We start from the raw sequence: 19,202 nt of genomic DNA on the forward strand, positions 1-19,202 counted from the left end.
CTCCTCTATTCATTCAAACCATACACAGCATGTTACATCATTTAAAATCCATGAAACAGCAGCACACAAAAAGCACAAAAGAAAGCGCTTACTGATTGGGTGAGGCTTGATTTGGACCGCTGCTTTTTTGCTGCTGAATCTATGAATTGAACTTCAATAGAATAGTAGGGACGCCATGGGTGATGGTGTACTACAACCGACGGGAGGTGAAGGTCAGGACATCTTGCCGAAAAGAATTTCGAACTACACTTTGAATCTAGGAGGTAGAAATTCAATGATCTTCACGAAAAAAGCTTCACGCAAAACCTTTGCAATTGCGATGATCGCCGCGCTTGTTCTGACACTCTTTTCCACCCTGGGCGGAAGTCCCAAAACAGCAAACGCCGCACAGGATTACAAACTGGTTGGTTATTACGCCTCATGGGCCGCTTACGGGCGTGCTTACAATGTAACTGATATCGATCCTACCAAAATGAATGTCATTAACTACGCTTTTGCGGATATTTGTTGGAATGGCATCCATGGCAATCCCGACCCCACCGGCCCTAATCCGGTGACCTGGTCTTGCCAGAATGAGCAAGGCCAAGCCATCAGCGTTCCGAACGGTACGATTGTTCTTGGTGACCCGTGGATTGACACTGGAAAAAGCTTCGGGGATGACAAATGGGATGATCCCATCAAAGGTAACCTGAAGCAGCTATGGAAGCTGAAGGAAAAGAACCCGAACCTGAAGACCCTAATCTCCGTTGGGGGCTGGACCTGGTCGAACCGTTTCTCGGATGTAGCTGCGACAGCTGCGACCCGTGAGGTTTTTGCCAATTCCGCGGTTGATTTTATTCGAAAATACAAGATGGACGGCGTGGATCTCGACTGGGAATATCCAGTCAGCGGCGGACTTGCAGGCAATAGCTACCGTCCTGAAGATAAAGAAAACTATGTACTGCTGCTGCAAAAAGTTCGCGAAAAGCTAAATGCAGCCGGCGCGGCGGATGGAAAAACCTATCTGCTGACCATTGCTTCCGGGGCAGGCCCAACGTATATCAACAATAATAATCTGGCCGGCATTGCTTCCGTTGTCGACTGGATCAATATTATGACCTATGACTTTAATGGGAGCTGGAACACCACCACCGGACATAATGCTCCGTTGTACTATGATCCCGCAGCTTCCGCTTCGGGCTTAACCGAACCGCAAAATTTTAACATCGATAAAGCGGTAACCTCCTATCTTGCGAATGGTGTACCTGCGAACAAGCTTGTTCTTGGCATGGCTTTTTACGGTCGTGGTTGGGGCGGAGCTCCGGCTTCAGGAAACGGCCAATATCAGGTATCCGCTGGCATCTCACCAACGGGTACATGGGAAAAAGGCAGCTATGATTTCTATGATCTCGAAGCCAACTATATCAACAAAAACGGTTATACCCGCTATTGGAATGATACATCCAAAGTGCCTTATCTCTATAATCCAACAAATCAAACCTTTATCAGCTATGACGATGTAGAATCCTTTGGCCACAAGATCAGCTACCTGAAGTCCAAGGGTCTTGCAGGTGCTATGTTCTGGGAAACAAGTGGTGACCGGAACAAAACACTAACCAATAAACTAAACGCCGATCTTGGTGGCGGAGTGGTGCAGCCGACACCGACACCATCCACATCACCTACACCTACTGCAACTCCAAAACCAACTGCAACTGCAACACCAACACCAACACCAACTGCAACCGTGACGCCAACACCAACGCCTACACCGGGAGAATGTTCGGCAGCGAGCTGGGGTGCAACAACCGTATATACTGGCGGACAGCGCGTCTCCTACAATGGCGCAGTCTATGAAGCCAAGTGGTGGACGCAAGGAGATCGTCCTGATCTTAGCGGAACTGATGGGGTCTGGAAATTCATCAGCGTATGCGGAACAGCGACACCAACACCAACTTCAACTGTGGCCCCAACTTTAACACCTACGGTAGCACCAACGCCTACCGCAACCGTTGCACCTACGCCTACTGTCGTGCCAACGCCAACTGCAACCATTGCACCTACACAAACTCCTTTGCCTACCACTACACCTACTTCGGAAGGGTCTAGCTGGGGAACAGGCGTTGCGTACAAAACAGGTGATGTCGTCGCTTACAACGGAAAAACATATACCTGCTTGCAGCCACACACTTCACTTCAAGGCTGGGAGCCAGCCACCACACCTGCGCTATGGAAGCTCAATTAAAGACTTGCAGGAAGCCTCGTTCCCGAAATAACATTATCCCCCTTTGGAGGTATATTAAATATGATTGCAAAAGCACGTGCTAAGCGCAAAATATCCATAAGTTACCTTGCTGCGCTAATGAGTCTAATCGTTCTGGTTCCACTTTACACCGGGACAGGTGCATCTTTACAAGTGGCCCATGCCGCGGAAACAACACCTTCCGCTCCCGCTCCAGCAGCTGATCATCCTCGCAAAATCGTGGCTTACTTCCCAGAGTGGGGCGATCAGGAGAACAAAGGATTTTACACCGCAGACAAGATTCCGTGGGATAAAATTACCCATATTAACTACGCCTTCGCCAAGGTAAATCCTCAAACGAACAAGATTGATCTCATGGACCGTACAGCTGCAATCGAAAAAGACTATCCCGGTCAGCTGACCACCTTGCCTTTTAAGGGACATTTTAACCAGCTGGTCAAGTACAAACAGCTCTATCCTGATGTCCGCACCCTAATTTCTGTTGGCGGCTGGTCGGGTTCCGGAGGGTTCTTCAACATGGCGAATTCGGAAGCCGGGCGAGAAGCTTTTGCCAATAGTGTTGTGGATTTTCTGCGTACCTATCAGTTCAACGGAGTAGACATCGATTGGGAGTACCCTTCTGGCACTGGGCAGTCCGGTAATCCTAACGATTTTGCCGTGGCAGAACCGCTGCGTACAGTTAATTACAACAACTACGTTCTTCTTATGAAAAAACTCCGCGAAAAGCTCGATCTGGCAGGTTCACAAGACAATCAGAAATATGACCTGACTATTGCGGCCACCGCCTCTTCCTGGATTCTTGGGGGCATGAAGCTTGGGGAAGCCAATCAGTATTTAGACTGGGCGAACCTTATGACCTATGATTTCCATGGTGCGTGGAATGGATATGTAGGACCGCATTCCGCATTGTACCCGGATTCCCGCGATACTGAAACTGCTGCGCTGGGCACTCCGGTTCTGAATACCGACTGGGCGGTCCGATACTATCTCGGTACGCTTCCTCCGGAAAAAATCGTGATCGGAGTTCCTTATTATTCACGAGGCTGGAAAAATGTAAATGGAGGCATCAACAATACCGGCCTTTACGGCACAGCTCCGACAACCGGTGGGGGAGCAGATGGCCAATACGGCATCTGGAATGATCCCGCACCAGAGCAGCCTGCTGGTGCAAATCCGATCTGGCATGTACTAAATCTGCTCAAAGATCCAGCAAATAAGCGCTACTTCGATCCTGTTACCAAAACACCGTATTTATTCAACGCAGACAAGAAGGTTTTTCTTACGTATGAAGATAAGGAATCTCTTGGCTACAAGCTGGATTACATCAAGCAAAAAGGCTTGGGAGGTATGATGTTCTGGGAACTAACGGGCGATTACTCTGAGCAAAGCGATGGCACTTATACGTATGGCAATTCTCTGACCGATTTTGCCTATGATCAGCTGAAGACAGCCTCGCCGCCAGGCGGAGCTCCTAAGCCGCAGTTGCCTGAACCTAAAAACTTCAACCTCAGCTTCAGCGGCGCCTATGATCATCCGAACTATACCTATTCATTAAAAATAACGAATAATACCGGTACCGATATTCCCGGTGGCTGGAAGCTGGAGTTCGACCTGCCAACAACTACAACCCTAACCTCGGCATGGGGAGCAGGTAGCGTTGAGCAAATCTCCACGGCCTGGGATTTCAACCGCTACCGTATTACAGGTACAGCTACTCAAACTATTGCGAATGGAGCTTCACTTGAAATTCCGGGTATGATGAAGCTGAATTTTTCAGGCGGTCCACAGCGAATCACCCTGAACGGAAACTCGTCCCAACAGGAATACGATAAACTGTATGGAGGCATTACGCCAACGCCAACACCGTCTGCATCACCGACTCCGACGACTACACCAACACCAACGGCTACACCGACTCCGACGGCAACCGTGACGCCAACGCCAACTGTAGCGCCAACACCTACTCCTACGCCGGGACAATGTTCGACCGCGACCTGGAATGCGGCAACCGCATATACTGGCGGACAACGCGTTTCCTACAGCGGCTCACTCTATGAAGCCAAGTGGTGGACACAGGGAGACCGTCCCGATCTTAGCGGGCCGGACGGTGTCTGGAAATACATCAGCGTGTGTGGAACAGCAACGTCTACACCAACGGCAACTGTAGCTCCAACAGTAACACCGACTTTGACACCTACGGTGGCACCGACACCTACTGCAACAGTTACTCCAGCGCCTACGGTGGCACCAACGCCCACCGCAACCGTAACACCCACGCAAACTCCATTACCGACTGCTACACCTACTTCGGGAGGGTCTAGCTGGGTAACAGGAGTTGCTTATAAAGTAGGTGATGTCGTTGCCTATAGTGGAAAAACGTATACCTGCTTGCAGCCTCACACTTCACTTCTGGGGTGGGAGCCAGCTTCCACACCTGCTCTTTGGAAGTTGATATAATCCGGTGCTCTCCTTGATTCCAACAAGGAGATTGTCCCATTACAAAGAGGACTTCCTATTAGCAGTGCAGAGTAATTTTCTGCCTCTGAGGCTTACGTTACGGACCCAGTTGACGTTATTTACAAATTTCAAGCCTTTGGAGCTGTGTTTCGGACTCCAGTGCTGCTATTCCTTATGAAATGCTTCTTTTGGGGTGTTTTTCGTGCCCATAGCGACGTTGGGGTCCATTAGAATCTCAATTATCGGATATAGCTGCGTTTAAGGTCAGCTGTGTCCGGGTAGCCGCTTCATACGGGTAAATGTGCTAGAATCGAACGAAGTTTGATGCTTTGTTTAAGGGAAAGGAATAAAAAACGGGGGTGCCCAGCAGCCATTTCGCGGCTTTTGGACACCCCCACTTTTATATAAAACTCTATTCCTGCGACAGGCCGCCATCAACTGCCAGTTTCTTCTCCAGCTTCGCCGTCAGCAGTCGCAGTGCAGTTCCTCGATGGCTAATCTGCTGCTTCTCTTCCAGCGTAAGCTCGGCCATAGTTTTTTCATGTTCCGACAGATAAAATAGCGGGTCGTAACCGAAACCGCCAGCACCTGATGGTTCTGAAGTAATCCAACCTTCGACCGCACCTTCTGCGGTTAACTCCTGCTTAGAAACTGGATCGTACAGCGATAAAGTACAGACGAACCTAGCCGTGCTCAGCAAAGGCTGATCTGTGTCTTCCCCCTGTTTCAATCTCTCTAGCTCGCTAAGCAGCTTTAGGTTATTTTCCCCATCCGTAGCATCTTCACCTGCAAAACGTGCAGAGTACACACCAGGTCTGCCATCCAAAGCATCTACACAAAGACCCGAATCATCAGCGAGTACCGGAATTCCAAGTGCGTCACCTACGGCTTTGGATTTTTTAAATGCATTCTCTGCAAAAGTAGCTCCGTCTTCTACCACATCGGGCAGATGCGGATAGTCATACATACTCTTAACTGTCAGGCCCAGCGGGGCAAAAGCGTGCTCGAATTCACGCACCTTCCCCTTATTCTTCGTAGCGACAATGAGAATATTGCCCGTGGAATTCATGTTACACCTCTTGGCCCGGCTGGCCGGAAGGGATTTTCAGAGCAATCGCTCCGAGCGCTTCTTTTTGTGCGGCAATCAGTTCATAAATCCCTTTCTCACCTAGACCCAACAAAAGATCCAGCTCTTGTCGCGAGAATGGTCTTTCTTCGCCAGTCCCTTGTACCTCAACAAAAGCACCGCCGCCGGTCATGACTACATTCATATCCACTTTGGCTTTGGAATCCTCTTCATAATTCAGATCGAGCAATGTTTTATCCCCTACAACACCTACACTAATTGCTCCCAAAAAGTCTGTTATAGGAAAAACAGCCAGCTTGTGCTGTAGTGCAATTTTATTAATAGCAAATGCCATGGCAACAAAAGCGCCTGTTATCGAAGCCGTCCGAGTTCCCCCATCCGCCTGAATCACATCACAATCCAGCGTAATACTGCGTTCACCTAACGCTTGTAAATTCACCACGGAGCGAAGCGCACGGCCGATCAGCCGTTGGATTTCCATTGTACGTCCAGTAAGTTTACCGCGTGCAGCTTCACGTTGATTACGGGACTGAGTGGCCCGAGGAAGCATCGAATATTCGGCAGTTACCCAGCCTTTTCCTTGTCCTTTAAGAAACGGAGGCACTTTTTCCTCTACAGTAGCCGTACAAATGACTTTGGTGTCTCCCATTTCAATGATCACGGAGCCCTCAGCATATTTATTCGTTTGGGTCGTTATTGTCAGCGGCCGTAATTGGTCGTCAGTTCGCCCGTTTGATCTCATCTTTTCTGCCTCCTACATCGTATAGCTAATAGTTTAGTGTGAGTCCCGTTTCCCTGTTGTTCATTGCGGCAGTTCACCGTTCGGGACGTTACGTCTTTTTGAGCAACTTTTATTCTACCAAAGAGGAGGCACAAAAGCATCTTTTAAACCTTAGAAGGTCATTCTATAACGGGAGCTCGTTCAAAAATTCAGGTGCAGATACAGGTTTGCTATAGTCTACATTGTCAGTGTCCGTAATCGATTGTTTGCCGTTCAAACGAATTTGAACCAGAGCATCTTCCGTATTTTGCGCAACAGTCAGAACAACCGATTCCAGCAATTCGGCAGGAACTTCCTTCCCATCTGCGAACATATCGTCAGTCAAGGATACAGTAACAACACCGTTTTGTCCGGCTTCAACCGAATCAAGTGATGTGCCCTGTGTCATAACCATTTCCAGACCGTCTCCGGATTCAGGTCCCGCAATCAGTTCATTGATAGCAGCAGTCAGCTGTTCTTGCCCTGCGGGTACAAAGCGCGTAACCGGAACATAATATTGGATACCGTCAGGAGATGTTGTGGAAAAATAAACAGTAACTGCACTAGAGTTCATTAAAGATGGACCTTGTTTTGGCAGGTTAATGCCCATTGTACGGGACAGCGGGCGATCCAGCGGAGTGCCTTGAAGCGGCATTTCCGTAAGCTTTTTACCATCTACCCAGAACTGTACACCTTTAATGTCATCTTGACCGGTCAGTGTCCAAGTGATCGCTTCAAGGATTTTGCGTTCATCCGCAGCATCGTAGTTGTTAAATTCCGAATTGAACTCAACAACTGCCAGATTCGACTTGTCTACCGTAATATTTTGAACTTCAGTTCCAGCTGGTAAAATACCTTGGAAGCCTTCTGGCAATGAGGACGCATATTCCCCCTTATCCACTAATGCCATTAAAGAGTTCTTGAGCGTGCTGGAATCTTTGCTTTTTGGCAGATTTAGCGACACTGGAGCGAGTAAGCCGTTTCCATCTTCCAAATATACGGTCGTCCGGTCACCGGAAGCCGGTGCTTTATCAGTTGCTTTAGCGGTTTTGGTGCTGTCCTTAACAGCTGTTTGTGCATCATCCTGAGCCACTGGACCAAATACACCTGAATCCAAAGTGTTATTTCCCTCTGTCTGTAGCATCTGCGCTTCAACCTCAGGTGGCGGAGCATCAATCGATGCTGATTCCGAACCGAACAAGCCGCAACCGGACAGTGCCAGTGGAACTGCGAGTAGGCAGACTGCGGAAATCCCGCGGATTTGTTGCATTGTTTTCATCATTTATTACCCCTTTCAAGGTTAGATAGCATTTGTACTGCTATGTATACGAGACCTTTGTCCAAAAAATAACAACTGCTTATCCTAAATTGTTGGAAAAGCCTGTGCGCTTTATTTTCAGGTTAGGTTGGAGCTAGATTTTAATTCACATAGACTCCGCTTTCTGGACAAATACTTCTTCTAAACGTACAATCTGAGATAACACCCAGCGCTTAACATCATGCTAACGAACGTTGTAATGCAAAGACTTAACTTACGAGGTGACTAATCATGGCTGATGAACCAATCGCAAAAATACCTTACAGTCTGAACAGCAAGGCAGTCGCAGATGCGACCAAAGTGTGGTTGAATAAGCGTGGAGTGAACCTGCAGGAAATCGCAGAGCTCGTTATGTTTCTGCAAAAAAAATATTATCCAAATTTAACAATGGAAGAGTGTGTCCATAACGTTGAGATGGTACTCAGCAAACGGGAAGTGCAAAATGCAGTACTTACGGGCATTCAATTGGACATGCTCGCGGAGGAAGGGAAGTTGTTTCCGCCGCTTCAGGATATGATCGAAAATGATGAGGGATTGTACGGAGTGGATGAGATTCTGGCTTTCTCCATCGTAAATGTATACGGCAGCATTGGCTTCACCAACTATGGTTATGTGGACAAGCTTAAGCCAGGTGTTCTTGAACGGTTGAACGACAAAAACACCGGACAGATCCACACCTTCCTCGACGATATCGTCGGCGCGGTAGCCGCTGCAGCTAGTAGCCGAATCGCACACCGTAAGCAAGCGGAGCGTGAGATAGACCTCGAACTTCCGCATTCACCTGAGGATCGAGAAGAAGCCGCAAGGAAACTTGCAGAACATGAAAAACGACCGGAGTAACCGGTGTTTTGGGTACACTCTGAGAATTAAAAAGCGATTGTTTCGTAACCCTTGCGGGTTATGAGACAATCGCTTTTTTGAGGTTGGGTTGGGTTGGGTTGGGTTGGGTTGGGTTGGGTTGGGTTGGGTTGGGTTGGGTTGGGTTGGGTTGGGTTGGGTTGGGTTGGGTTGGGTTGGGTTGGGTTGGGTTGGGTTGGGACCGTTTTAGGGAAAAACTCCCTAAAAAATACCAAAAATCGTTTAAAACCTAAGTTATTAGGGAATTCTTCCCTAATAACTCTACGAAAATCTTAATTTATAGCTACATTCGTAGAATATTAGGGAGAAATTCCCTAATATCCGCTCTACACTCTAACAAACCTCAAAAAACAGGGAGAAATTCCCCAATTAGTCAATACCAACACTTAGTTACTCGGCAAGATGTGTTTCTACCCACGAATAGCGGCATCTGAGTCCGAATGACCTGTGTAACGCACGAGTAAAGTAATCAAATCTGTGTCCGAATGACCAGTGTGACGCATGAGTAAAGTAATCAAATGGTAGTTTGGTAATGCGATCGGACTCAGGTGACACTATACTCACATATCCCCCTTGATTTAGTCACTTTCGGACTCCAGAGTCGCTATTGACTCAAAAATGACCAATAACAACCCTCTGCACTAGCAATAACGCCTCTACGGTCCGATACTCACCTCAAAAGTCTCAAAATCCACGAATAGCGGCTTCTGAGTCCGAATGACCTGCGTAACGCATAAGCATAGTAATCAAATGTTAGTCCAAATGATCAGCATGACGCATAAGCATAGTAATCAAATGTTAGTCCAAATGATCAGCATGACGCTTGAGTATAGTAATCAAATCTGAGTTCGAATGATCAGCATGACGCATGAGTAAAGTAACCAAATGTTAGTTTGCTTATGCGATCGGACTCAGGTGACCCTATTTCCATAAAACACCCTTGATTTAGTCAATTTCGGACTCCAGAGTCGCTATTCACTCAAAAATGACCAATAACTACCCTCTGCCCTAGCAATAACGCCTCTCCGGTCCGATACTCACCGCAAAAGTCCCAAAATCCACGAATAGCGGCTTCTGAGTCCGAATGACCTGCGTAACGCATAAGCAAAGTAATCAAATCTGAGTCCGAATGACCAGTGTGACGCACGAGTAAAGTAATCAAATGTTAGTCCAAATGATCAGCATGACGCATGAGTATAGTAATCAAATGTTAGTCCGAATGACCTGCGTAACGCATAAGTAAAGTAATCAAATGTTAGTCCAAATGATCAGCCTAACGCATGAGTATGTAATCAAAGGTTAGTTGGGTATGCGATCGGACTAAGGAGCTCAATATTCATATAAATAACACCGAATTATACTCTCTACTTAGTCACTAAAACCAAAGTCCAAAAAAGAGCAGTCCCAATAACACCGGACTGCTCTGTACCTCTACTCGATCATAACATTCATATCTCAATTCATTTCATCACTCATCATTCATCACTCATCACTCATCATTCATTTCATCATTCATCATTCATCATTCATCACTCATTACTCTTCGAGCCCGCTAGAAACTCTAACTAACATGGTCTCCAGCACTTTCAGATGCTGCAAACAATATAGCACCGTCCGCCTCTATCATTACCGCTTGCTCCCGGCGCATCAGCTCCGCCAGATGCGCCAGTGTCTCACTCATCGCAAAGCGCATCTGGTGAACGGTGGTTACCCGGCTGCGAAACAGAATTTCGCAGACGGCGAAGCCGCTCAGCGGGCCGTTTGCGAGCAAGGCTGCCGCGGCATCCAGCCGCTCCTCATGATGAGCGAGCAGGCTGCTGACCCGGTGCGCGAAGCCCATGAAGGGTTCCCGATGACCCGGGAACGCCATGCTGACCGGGTAGCTCCCCAGCTCCCGCAGCCCCTGAAGAAACGTCTGCAGCGGCTGTGGATCGCTGCCTGGAAGCAAGCTGACATTAGGCGAAATCTGCGGCAGCACAGCATCACCGCAGATCATTTGCCCGCTGCCCGCATGATACAAGCTCACATGTCCCGGTGCATGTCCGCCAGTTACAATCAATTGCCATTCACGGCCACCCATCCTGAAAGGCTCTACCTCATTCAGATAAGTTACAACCGGCTGTGGCTCTACTTGAGCGTCAAAGCTCTCCAAATGCGCTTTAATTCCACTCGACCATTCTTCCGACATTCCGTGTCTGATGAAATATAACGGCAAAACTTCATTGATATCCGTGTCACTGCCCCACATCAACATCGCTTCGGCATGAGCACGTTCAGTCATCCATACCTTACATCCGGTCTGCAACTGCAACCATCCCGCCAATCCATAATGATCGGGATGATGATGCGTTACGACGATATCCCGCACGTCCTTCCACGACAATCCCAGCTCCTGCAGGATCGCCTGCCAGCATTTTTCTGTCTCCGGGCTACGCGGACCGGGATCGATAATAGTAATTCTGCCATCCTCATCGGGCAGAATATAGCTGTTCACTTGACGAAGCGGCGAGTCCATGGGCACCGAGACCTGAAGAATGTTCTCGTCCCATGAAGTGATATCCGCCTTAGACATGGTGCGATCACCGCCTTTGAATCTTTTTCCTGATACCATTACGATCGAATTCCACTAAAAATCATCCGCGTGGAGCTTTCTGCATTATAAACCTCATCTTCATAGCTGCCATGCACAGCTTCGAGCTGTAAACCCGCTTCCTCGATCATCCCGCTGAATTTCTCCAAGGAATACAGCTTCACACGTTCATGATATTGGCGAGGTGTAGAATCATTTTTGGAGGTTAAAATGATGTCCTTCTTCACATACCCATCCTCGATCCGTCGCGACTCATCAATCAGATTTTTACCATCCTCGCGGGTAGAATGCGGCACCAGATGACGAATCACATACGCAGGATTCAGATAATCAATAACAAACTTGCCACCCGGCTTCAACATCCGATAGATTTCACGTAAAACCTTTACCTGCTCCTCATCCTCTTCAAAATAACCAAAGGAAGTGAATAGATTAACCACAGCATCGAAACCTCCTGTCAACGGTAGGTCCCGCATGTCAGAACGCAGCCAAGTTACCTGCTCCGCTCCTGTTTGAGATCTTGCCTCACGCAGCAATACCTCTGATAAATCCACTCCAGTTACCTCGTACCCTGCTTCCGCAAGCGCCAGTGAATGACGTCCCATCCCACAACATAAATCCAGCACTTTGGAGCCTGGCGGTAGTCCCAGCCACGAGATCATTCGTTCAACTTCTTTACGAGCTCCACCAAAGTCTCGATGTTTGTATACGACCAGATAATCCTCTCCGAAGCTCTTTTCATACCATTCAGTCATGTTGTCTCTCCTCCCACAGGCGTCTTCCTGTAACTCCACTCTATGTATGTTAATGTATCGCCATTGTACAGTCTTTTACTCACAAACTCAAAGAAGAGTTGTCACAGTGAGCGCTCAGCCCCTTCATGACAACTCATTCCTGTAGCTTCCTTTACACAAGCTGCTGCAAATATACTCGCGCTTCATAAGGACGAAGTTTAAGCGGTTGGATCTGCTCATCCTTTTCCACGGAATAATTAGAAATTAACAACTCTATATTGTCTGGTTGGAACTCCGCTGGCCATTCGAATACAGGCTCTCCAGCATAAAAATTCAGAATAACCAGCAGCCGCTGATCTTCTAATGTCCGGGTATACGCATATATCTCTGTATGCTCTGCAAGAAGCAGCTCGTAGGCTCCATAAACGATGACTTTGTGTTTTTTTCTCAGGGCAATCAGCTGTTTATAGTAGTTGTAGATGGAATCGGGATCTTTAATCGCGTTGCCAGCGTTGATCTCCATATAGTTGGAATTCACTTCAATCCAAGGAGTCCCCGTCGTAAAACCACCTGCGTGACCATCGTCCCACTGCATCGGGGTGCGGGCATTATCCCGGCTTTTATGATGAATAGCAGACATAATCTGCTCTTCTGGAACGCCGTTTTTTCGCTTTTCTTCATAATAATTAAGCGTCTCTACATCCCGGTACTCATCAATGGATTCGAAACAGACATTCGTCATTCCAATTTCTTCCCCTTGATAAATATAAGGTGTGCCTTCCAGCATGTGAATGAAGGTCGCCAGCATTTTAGCCGAAGGAATCCGGTAAAAAAGGTCGTTCCCAAACCGGGACACTGCGCGCGGCTGGTCATGGTTGCAGAGATAATTCGCATTCCAGCCTTTGTCATGCAGAACTGTCTGCCAATTACTCATAATCTTTTTCAGCTCCAGTAGACTCCATGGGACGACATCCCATTTTCCACTACCTGCCGAAGCGGCATCCAGAAACATATGCTCAAACTGAAAAGTCATATTCAGCTCTCTGCGCCCGTCCCCTACATAATCTAGCGCCTGCTCCGGTCCAAGTCCCGATGTCTCTCCTACCGTCATAATATCGTAGAAATAAAGCACTTTATCATATAAATTCTGTAGCAGGGTATGCACATCTGCCAGATTGGAGAACATTCCATAAGCCCTTACGGTAGGTGTTCCACCTGGATTATCCGCATCTGGATAACCTTTTGTCTTCACAATATGTGCAATGGCATCAAAGCGAAATCCGTCCACACCCTTCTTCAGCCACCATTCCACCATCTCATGCAGCTTATCAATGACTACCGGATTCTCCCAGTTCAGATCAGGCTGATATTTGGAATAGAGGTGAAGGTAATATTCATCGGTCCGCGGATCAAGCTCCCACACCGAGCCACTGAAATAAGACTCCCAGTTATTCGGGGGACCTCCATTTTTTCCTTTTCGCCAAATATAGTAATCCCGTTTCGGATTATCCTTCGACGATCTGGATTCAACAAACCAAGGGTGCTCATGTGACGTATGGTTCAGAACCAAGTCCATCATCAGCTTCATCCCACGTGCGTGCATCTCCCTCAGCAAATGGTCAAAATCATCCATCGTGCCAAATTCCTTCATAATGTCACAGTAATCACTGATATCATAACCGTTATCATGGTTTGGTGATTTATAAATAGGGCAGACCCAAATCACGTCTACACCTAAATCCTGCAGATAATCCAGTCTGGATATGATTCCTTGCAAGTCTCCAATCCCATCTCCGTTACTATCCATGAAGCTAATCGGATAAATTTGGTACACGACACTCTCTTTCCACCATTTCGGGTTCATTTCTCGGTTACCTCCTATTTAGCTATATGTAGAGTTTAACCACACAAAGCCTAGTAGATAACAATTTGCTCCTACTTCCCTAGTCCCTTTTGATATTGAGAAGGCGTAAGTCCGGTCCATTTCTTAAAAGTAGCACTAAAGTGGCGTTCTTCCCCGTAGCCCACTAACTTTGCAACAGCGTACATTTTTAAGTTTTGGCGGAGCAGCTTTTTTGCCTCTTCTACCCGGTATTGATGCAAGTAATCGAGAAAATTCACACCCAGCTCCTGGCGGAACAGTGAACTTAAATAAGTATTAGATACATAAGCTTCCTTCGCAACATACTCCAGAGACAGATTGGTATTATATTTGTTACGGATGATCTCAAGCGCTGTAACTACTGTTCGATGCAGAGGGCGATGTTTAGAAAAAGCTTCCACCACATTCTGCATGATCTTATTCAGGATCGTAGACAATTCTTCCAGCGTCTCGATCTGTGGTGCCTGCTCCATCCAATTGACCAAATGCTGCTTCCATTCGAATCCAGCTACTTGTTTTTCCTGCGCAAGCCTCTTAAGGCGAACGACAAAAGCTGTTGCCCGAATATTCACCTCCTGCTTGAGGCATCCGGGGTTTCCGCGAAAACGTTCCAGCCATTGCTCCAGCAGATCGAGGGCAAGCTCATTACTTCCTGCACCGACTGCCACAAGCATCTCATCCTCCAGCACATTTAATTCAGGATCATCTAAAATCCCGATCTCCTGTGCGCCACCCCCAATAACTCCCGAGCCTTCTGTATAAAAATAAACGCCGCCTTTCCCGTTCAGAAAGCGGGATTCCATGGCCTGAAGCGCTTCTTTATAAGACAGGTGAGCTTCCGAAATATCCGCACGACACGAGCCTACAGCAATACTGATTGACAGCTTGAGGTATTTCTCCAGATTGCTTTGCAGCATCCCGATCTGCTCTTTTAAATAGATGGGGGTTCGGTAAGACTTGCGGGAATCCGTTCCAGCTAAACCACTGCCGATCCAGAGCAGGAGATTGCCATCATGGAAGGTCTCGATTTTTCCTTTATAGATAGGAGACAAGGTCTCACTAATAATATTTAGGGCTGCGTAACGTAAAAGTACAAAATCCTGTCCAGACCCACCAGCAGAGGGAGGATCAAAATCAAAGCTGACCAGCCCAATCTGCGGACCTTCGTGGCTAATAGCCATAGCTAACTCACCGATCAGCTCCTGCCGCCGCTCCAGCGGAACCGGAGGATGATGAATCCATTGGGACAGCACTTGGCTTTTGACAAGCGGTGCATTTTTATGCCAGGAACGATCTCTTTTTAGCTGCTCATTCTCCTGACAACGCTGCCTTTCAATTAGCTCCTTAGCCTTGAGTACCGTCTTCAGAATTTCCTCCGGCCGGCACGGCTTCAGCACATAATCGACAACCCCCAGCGCAATCGCTTGTTTCGCATAAGAGAACTCATTGTATCCAGATAAAATAATCGAGCGAAAGTCGTAACCGCGACGCCGTCCCGCTTCGATTAGCTCCAGACCATTCATCTGCGGCATGCGGATATCCGTTAACAATAAATCCGGCTGTTCAGACTCCATCAGAGCCAGCGCTTCACTTCCGTTCCCCGCCTCGCCCATTACCTCAATCTGATGCGAATTCCAGTCAATCATATTGACGATACCCTCACGGATGGTGTCTTCGTCTTCAGCAATCAGCAGCTTCAGCTTCATCATTTAGGGACCCTCCACAGTGATTTGAATGATAATACGTGTGCCTGCTCCTTCTACACTCTCTACTTGCAATGAGGCTCCGGCAAAAAACAAAGCTAAACGTTCCTGTACATTCGAGAGTGCAAACCCCGAACGTCCAGCATTCTCCTCTTCCTCCGAAATAAAGCTTCCTCTCGCTAAACGCTGATGTAGCTCCTGAAGTCTTTCCAGCGTGATTCCCACCCCGTTATCTTGAACTTCGAGCACAATAGTTCTATCTTTACGGAAGGCGCGAATCGAGATGAGTCCACTTCCAGCCAGTGGCTCGATCCCATGAATCACTGCATTTTCCGCCAGTGGCTGGAGCAGCAGCTTCGGAACTGTGAAATCCTTGATACTCTCATCCAAGGCAATTTCGAACTCAAAACGTTCTCTAAACCGATTTTTTTGCAGGAACAAATAATTCGTCACAAGCTCTACTTCCTGTTCCAATGTAAACGTATCCCGCCCATCATTTAAGCTCAGCCGGAATACTTGAGAAAGCGAATAGACCATATCGGCTATTTCTTTGTCGCCCTTTTTCTCAGCTTCCCAACAAATCGTATTCAGCGTGTTATATAAAAAGTGCGGCCTAATCTGTGCCTGAAGCGTTTTCAATTCTGCTTCCTGCTGCTTCAGTTTGGAGGCATATACATCATTGATGAGCGATTTGATCCGCTGCACCATTAGATTATAACCATGGCCCAAAAGACCAATCTCATCATTTCCTTCAAAAAATACGCGCTGCGTGAAATCCCCTGTCTGGAATCTGCGCATGGAGCGGGAAAGCTTTTTCAGCGGTTTCGTTATTGAGGCGGCGGCGAGCCAGGTAACCATTAAGCTAACTGCTAAGCACAGAAAAGCGATCGTCACCGTGACCTGTGAAATCTGTCCCAGCTCTTTGACAAGCTGCCGTTTGGAATGCACCACCACTACATACCAACCCGTCGTTTCTGACTGCAGATGCGAGACAATCCATTGTTTGTGATCCGCTGTAGACTCCAATCTCTCCTCTAGGCTCAACTTAGGATCGCTGTCCGCAAAATACGGAAGATCAAGATCCCTTTTACCGATCCAGCTCCGGTTAGAAGCCGTAATGATGAGCCCGTCTCGATCAACCACAAACATATCTACATCATCTTCAGAGTTGTCTAGATATTGGCTTCCAATCTTACCAGCATCGACCCCGATCACCGCTAGCCCTGCCGGTTTTAAAGTATATACATTCTTGATAATTCTGGAAAGTACAATCTTATGATAATGATCACCAACAAATATGCCATCCGTGGGTCTGGACAATCCAAAGGTTGGACTGCCTGCGGCTTCAACGGCTTCCTTATAGTACGAGGTTCGGACAAAGTTAGAGAACTTCATGCCAGTCGTCAATCCGGCTTGATTCGCAGCAAAAGGCTCCGCCCCATTATTCTGGTCTTCCAAAGCGTATAGAATCAGGGATTGAATCGAGTTGCCAGCGACCATCAGGTTGGTGACCGTTTTAAATACGGAATTACGTTCTTTTTGTGCTTCTGACGACACTAAAAGCCGCTGCACACTTTCATCCAGAAAGAGTGTATTGGAAAAAGAAATCATTCCCCTCACCATCTCATCAATCTGCTCTGCTGTTTTTCGGGTCAGGTGATCCTGTGACTGTTTCATTTTCTCCACCACCTGCTGCGAAGAGATCTGATAGGAGTTCCACCCCATAGCGAATATAGTCACGAGAAGCAGCGGCACAAACCATAATAACAGCTTAAACTGGAGCGGAAGATGGCGATAACGGCTTAATAAGCGGATGTTTCGATTCATGAGAACCACCTTCATGTATAATCAATAAATGTGTAAACCAAGTATAACTGAAATCATTAAACCCTGAACCAGCTTTTTACAATCACTGAAAAATGCCTACATAGTTCTTAAATATGGACCATGTTTCTATCGGTCATAAACTCTTAAGATGGGGATGCAAGAAGAAACGACATTGTCGTCCTCGTTTGATGACAGCCGTTCTCGTGGAAATATATCTCATAAAAAAGGTGGGTTTTTGATGAAAGGTAAAGGAATAAAGCTAGCACTTATGAGTCTAATGCTACCAGCTCTGCTGGCAGGCTGCGGTGGCGGAAATAACAATGCGAAAGCTACCAATGCACCTACAAATGACGAGGCCGAAGCTACTGCCGAAGCAACAGCTAGTGCAGGGGAAAACACACCCGCCGAAAAAATCACACTGAAGTTCTTCACCGCGCTCGCGGATCGGGCAAATGGTTCAGGTAAGGTAGAGCAAGACATTATCGATGCTTACATGAAAGAGAACCCTAACGTCAAGATTGAAGTGGAAGCGCTTCAAGATGAGCCTTACAAATCAAAAATCAAAGTGTATGCCTCCAGCAATCAGCTGCCTGATATCATTCAAGCCTGGGGTCAGCCCTCCTTCCTGAGTCCCCTGCTGGATAACGATCTGCTGCTTGAACTGAACAGCGCTGACTTCGAAGGTAATCAGTTTGTGTCCGGATCCATGGACGGCTTCAGTAAAGATGGTAAACTTTACGGCTTGCCGCGTGGTGCCGACTACATGGTCATGTACTATAACAAAAAAATATTCGCTGACAACGGCATCGAGGTTCCAAAAACCACAGATGATTTGCTTGCCGCCGTCAAAACACTTCGTGCCAAGAAAATTAACCCGATCGCTATGAATGGTATGGACGCTTGGACACTGCCTATCTGGTATGAATTTGTAGCCCAACGTCAGACTGGCGATTTCAATACAATGGATGAAGCTGTTGCACGTAAAATATCCTTTACAGATCCTAGTCTCGTTGCAGCTGCAACTGAAATGCAGCAATTCGCCGATGCTAAAGGTTTTGCCGATGGCTGGCTGACTGCCGATTACGGTGCTGCACGCAACTTGTTCGGACAAGGGCAAGCTGCCATGTTCTTTATGGGCGCTTGGGAGTCGGGTCTGGCAACAGACGAGAACTTCTCTGAAGAATTCCGCAATAACGTAGGTGCTTTCGCTTTCCCAGCTTCAGCTAAAGGTAAAGCAACCGATGATGCCGCTTGGTATGGTGGTGGATATGCAGTCAGCAAAAACTCCAAACATGCTGAAGCCGCTGTTGATTTCTTGAAATATTTCTTCGCTCCAGAGCATTGGTCTAAAATGCTATGGCAAGCTGGCGCGGGTACACCTGCGCAGCAATTCGATCAATTCCTAACGGGTAACGAAACCCAGCTGCAAAAAGAATTGATTGAAGTATTCAGCTCCATGACCTCTTCCAGCGGTACTCCACTGCAGGATGTGGGTGACGATGAGTTCAAGCAAAAGGTAATGGAGGCGCATCAAAGCCTGCTTTCTGATGCAATTACCCCTGAAGAATTCGCCAAAGCACTGGATGCTGCATCCGATAAATTCGCTGGTAAATAAACCAGAGAACTACAAAAAACATGAACCTTAGCGCTCCTGAAGTAACCTAATAGATGGCAGTGCGCAAACCCCGGCTTCCCCCAGAGGCCGGGGTTTTGTTTTCGAAAAAATGTATACACCGATCTGAAA

General features: G+C 47.4%; 12 protein-coding genes. 4 read left to right on the plus strand and 8 right to left on the minus strand.

What is annotated here, in order from left to right; all coding sequences use genetic code 11:
• The first annotated feature begins 274 nt into the window (after window positions 1–274).
• Window positions 275–2,224 carry a glycosyl hydrolase family 18 protein gene (locus MKZ09_RS27405; protein WP_076208314.1) on the plus strand — a complete coding sequence of 650 codons (1,950 nt, stop codon included), beginning with the start codon at window positions 275–277 and terminating at the stop codon, window positions 2,222–2,224.
• 60 nt (window positions 2,225–2,284) lie between these two features.
• The gene (locus MKZ09_RS27410) at window positions 2,285–4,699 is read left to right on the plus strand and encodes a glycosyl hydrolase family 18 protein (RefSeq protein WP_076208317.1); all 2,415 of its coding nucleotides are present in this window, start codon (window positions 2,285–2,287) and stop codon (window positions 4,697–4,699) included.
• A gap of 412 nt (window positions 4,700–5,111) precedes the next feature.
• On the opposite strand, the gene MKZ09_RS27415 is transcribed toward MKZ09_RS27410, so the two are convergent.
• The 3 genes from MKZ09_RS27415 to MKZ09_RS27425 form a co-directional block, all read right to left on the minus strand.
• A complete protein-coding gene (locus tag MKZ09_RS27415; protein ID WP_076208319.1) occupies window positions 5,112–5,768 on the minus strand; it encodes an XTP/dITP diphosphatase in 657 nt (218 codons plus the stop codon).
• 1 nt (window position 5,769) lies between these two features.
• Window positions 5,770–6,528 carry a ribonuclease PH gene (gene rph / locus MKZ09_RS27420; RefSeq protein WP_036686952.1) on the minus strand — a complete coding sequence of 253 codons (759 nt, stop codon included), beginning with the start codon at window positions 6,526–6,528 and terminating at the stop codon, window positions 5,770–5,772.
• A 163-nt stretch (window positions 6,529–6,691) separates the two neighbouring features.
• On the minus strand, window positions 6,692–7,825 hold the full coding sequence (locus MKZ09_RS27425) for a GerMN domain-containing protein (RefSeq protein WP_179089643.1): 1,134 nt from the start codon (window positions 7,823–7,825) through the stop codon (window positions 6,692–6,694).
• A gap of 270 nt (window positions 7,826–8,095) precedes the next feature.
• Here MKZ09_RS27425 and MKZ09_RS27430 point away from each other — a divergent pair, with 270 nt between their 5' ends.
• Window positions 8,096–8,704 carry a phosphatidylglycerophosphatase A family protein gene (locus MKZ09_RS27430; protein WP_076138157.1) on the plus strand — a complete coding sequence of 203 codons (609 nt, stop codon included), beginning with the start codon at window positions 8,096–8,098 and terminating at the stop codon, window positions 8,702–8,704.
• 1,579 nt (window positions 8,705–10,283) lie between these two features.
• On the opposite strand, the gene MKZ09_RS27435 is transcribed toward MKZ09_RS27430, so the two are convergent.
• The 5 genes from MKZ09_RS27435 to MKZ09_RS27455 form a co-directional block, all read right to left on the minus strand.
• Window positions 10,284–11,294, minus strand: coding sequence for an MBL fold metallo-hydrolase (locus MKZ09_RS27435; protein ID WP_076207087.1), 1,011 nt, complete (start codon window positions 11,292–11,294; stop codon window positions 10,284–10,286).
• A gap of 38 nt (window positions 11,295–11,332) precedes the next feature.
• Window positions 11,333–12,067 carry a class I SAM-dependent methyltransferase gene (locus MKZ09_RS27440; RefSeq protein WP_076099469.1) on the minus strand — a complete coding sequence of 245 codons (735 nt, stop codon included), beginning with the start codon at window positions 12,065–12,067 and terminating at the stop codon, window positions 11,333–11,335.
• 151 nt (window positions 12,068–12,218) lie between these two features.
• Window positions 12,219–13,910, minus strand: coding sequence for a glycoside hydrolase family 13 protein (locus MKZ09_RS27445; RefSeq protein WP_076207068.1), 1,692 nt, complete (start codon window positions 13,908–13,910; stop codon window positions 12,219–12,221).
• 71 nt (window positions 13,911–13,981) lie between these two features.
• The gene (locus MKZ09_RS27450) at window positions 13,982–15,637 is read right to left on the minus strand and encodes a response regulator (protein WP_038573084.1); all 1,656 of its coding nucleotides are present in this window, start codon (window positions 15,635–15,637) and stop codon (window positions 13,982–13,984) included.
• Window positions 15,638–17,458 (minus strand): sensor histidine kinase, encoded by a 1,821-nt coding sequence (locus MKZ09_RS27455; RefSeq protein ID WP_076138154.1) that lies wholly within the window; start codon window positions 17,456–17,458, stop codon window positions 15,638–15,640. It abuts the gene before it with no gap.
• A gap of 238 nt (window positions 17,459–17,696) precedes the next feature.
• Between MKZ09_RS27455 and MKZ09_RS27460 the strand changes: the two genes are divergently transcribed.
• Window positions 17,697–19,073: an ABC transporter substrate-binding protein gene (locus MKZ09_RS27460; protein ID WP_076207066.1), complete on the plus strand. Its 1,377-nt coding sequence runs from the start codon at window positions 17,697–17,699 to the stop codon at window positions 19,071–19,073.
• Window positions 19,074–19,202 lie beyond the last annotated feature (129 nt).

It is taken from the genome of Paenibacillus sp. FSL R5-0908, assembly GCF_038006245.1.
GTDB classification, from domain to species: domain Bacteria; phylum Bacillota; class Bacilli; order Paenibacillales; family Paenibacillaceae; genus Paenibacillus_AQ; species Paenibacillus_AQ odorifer.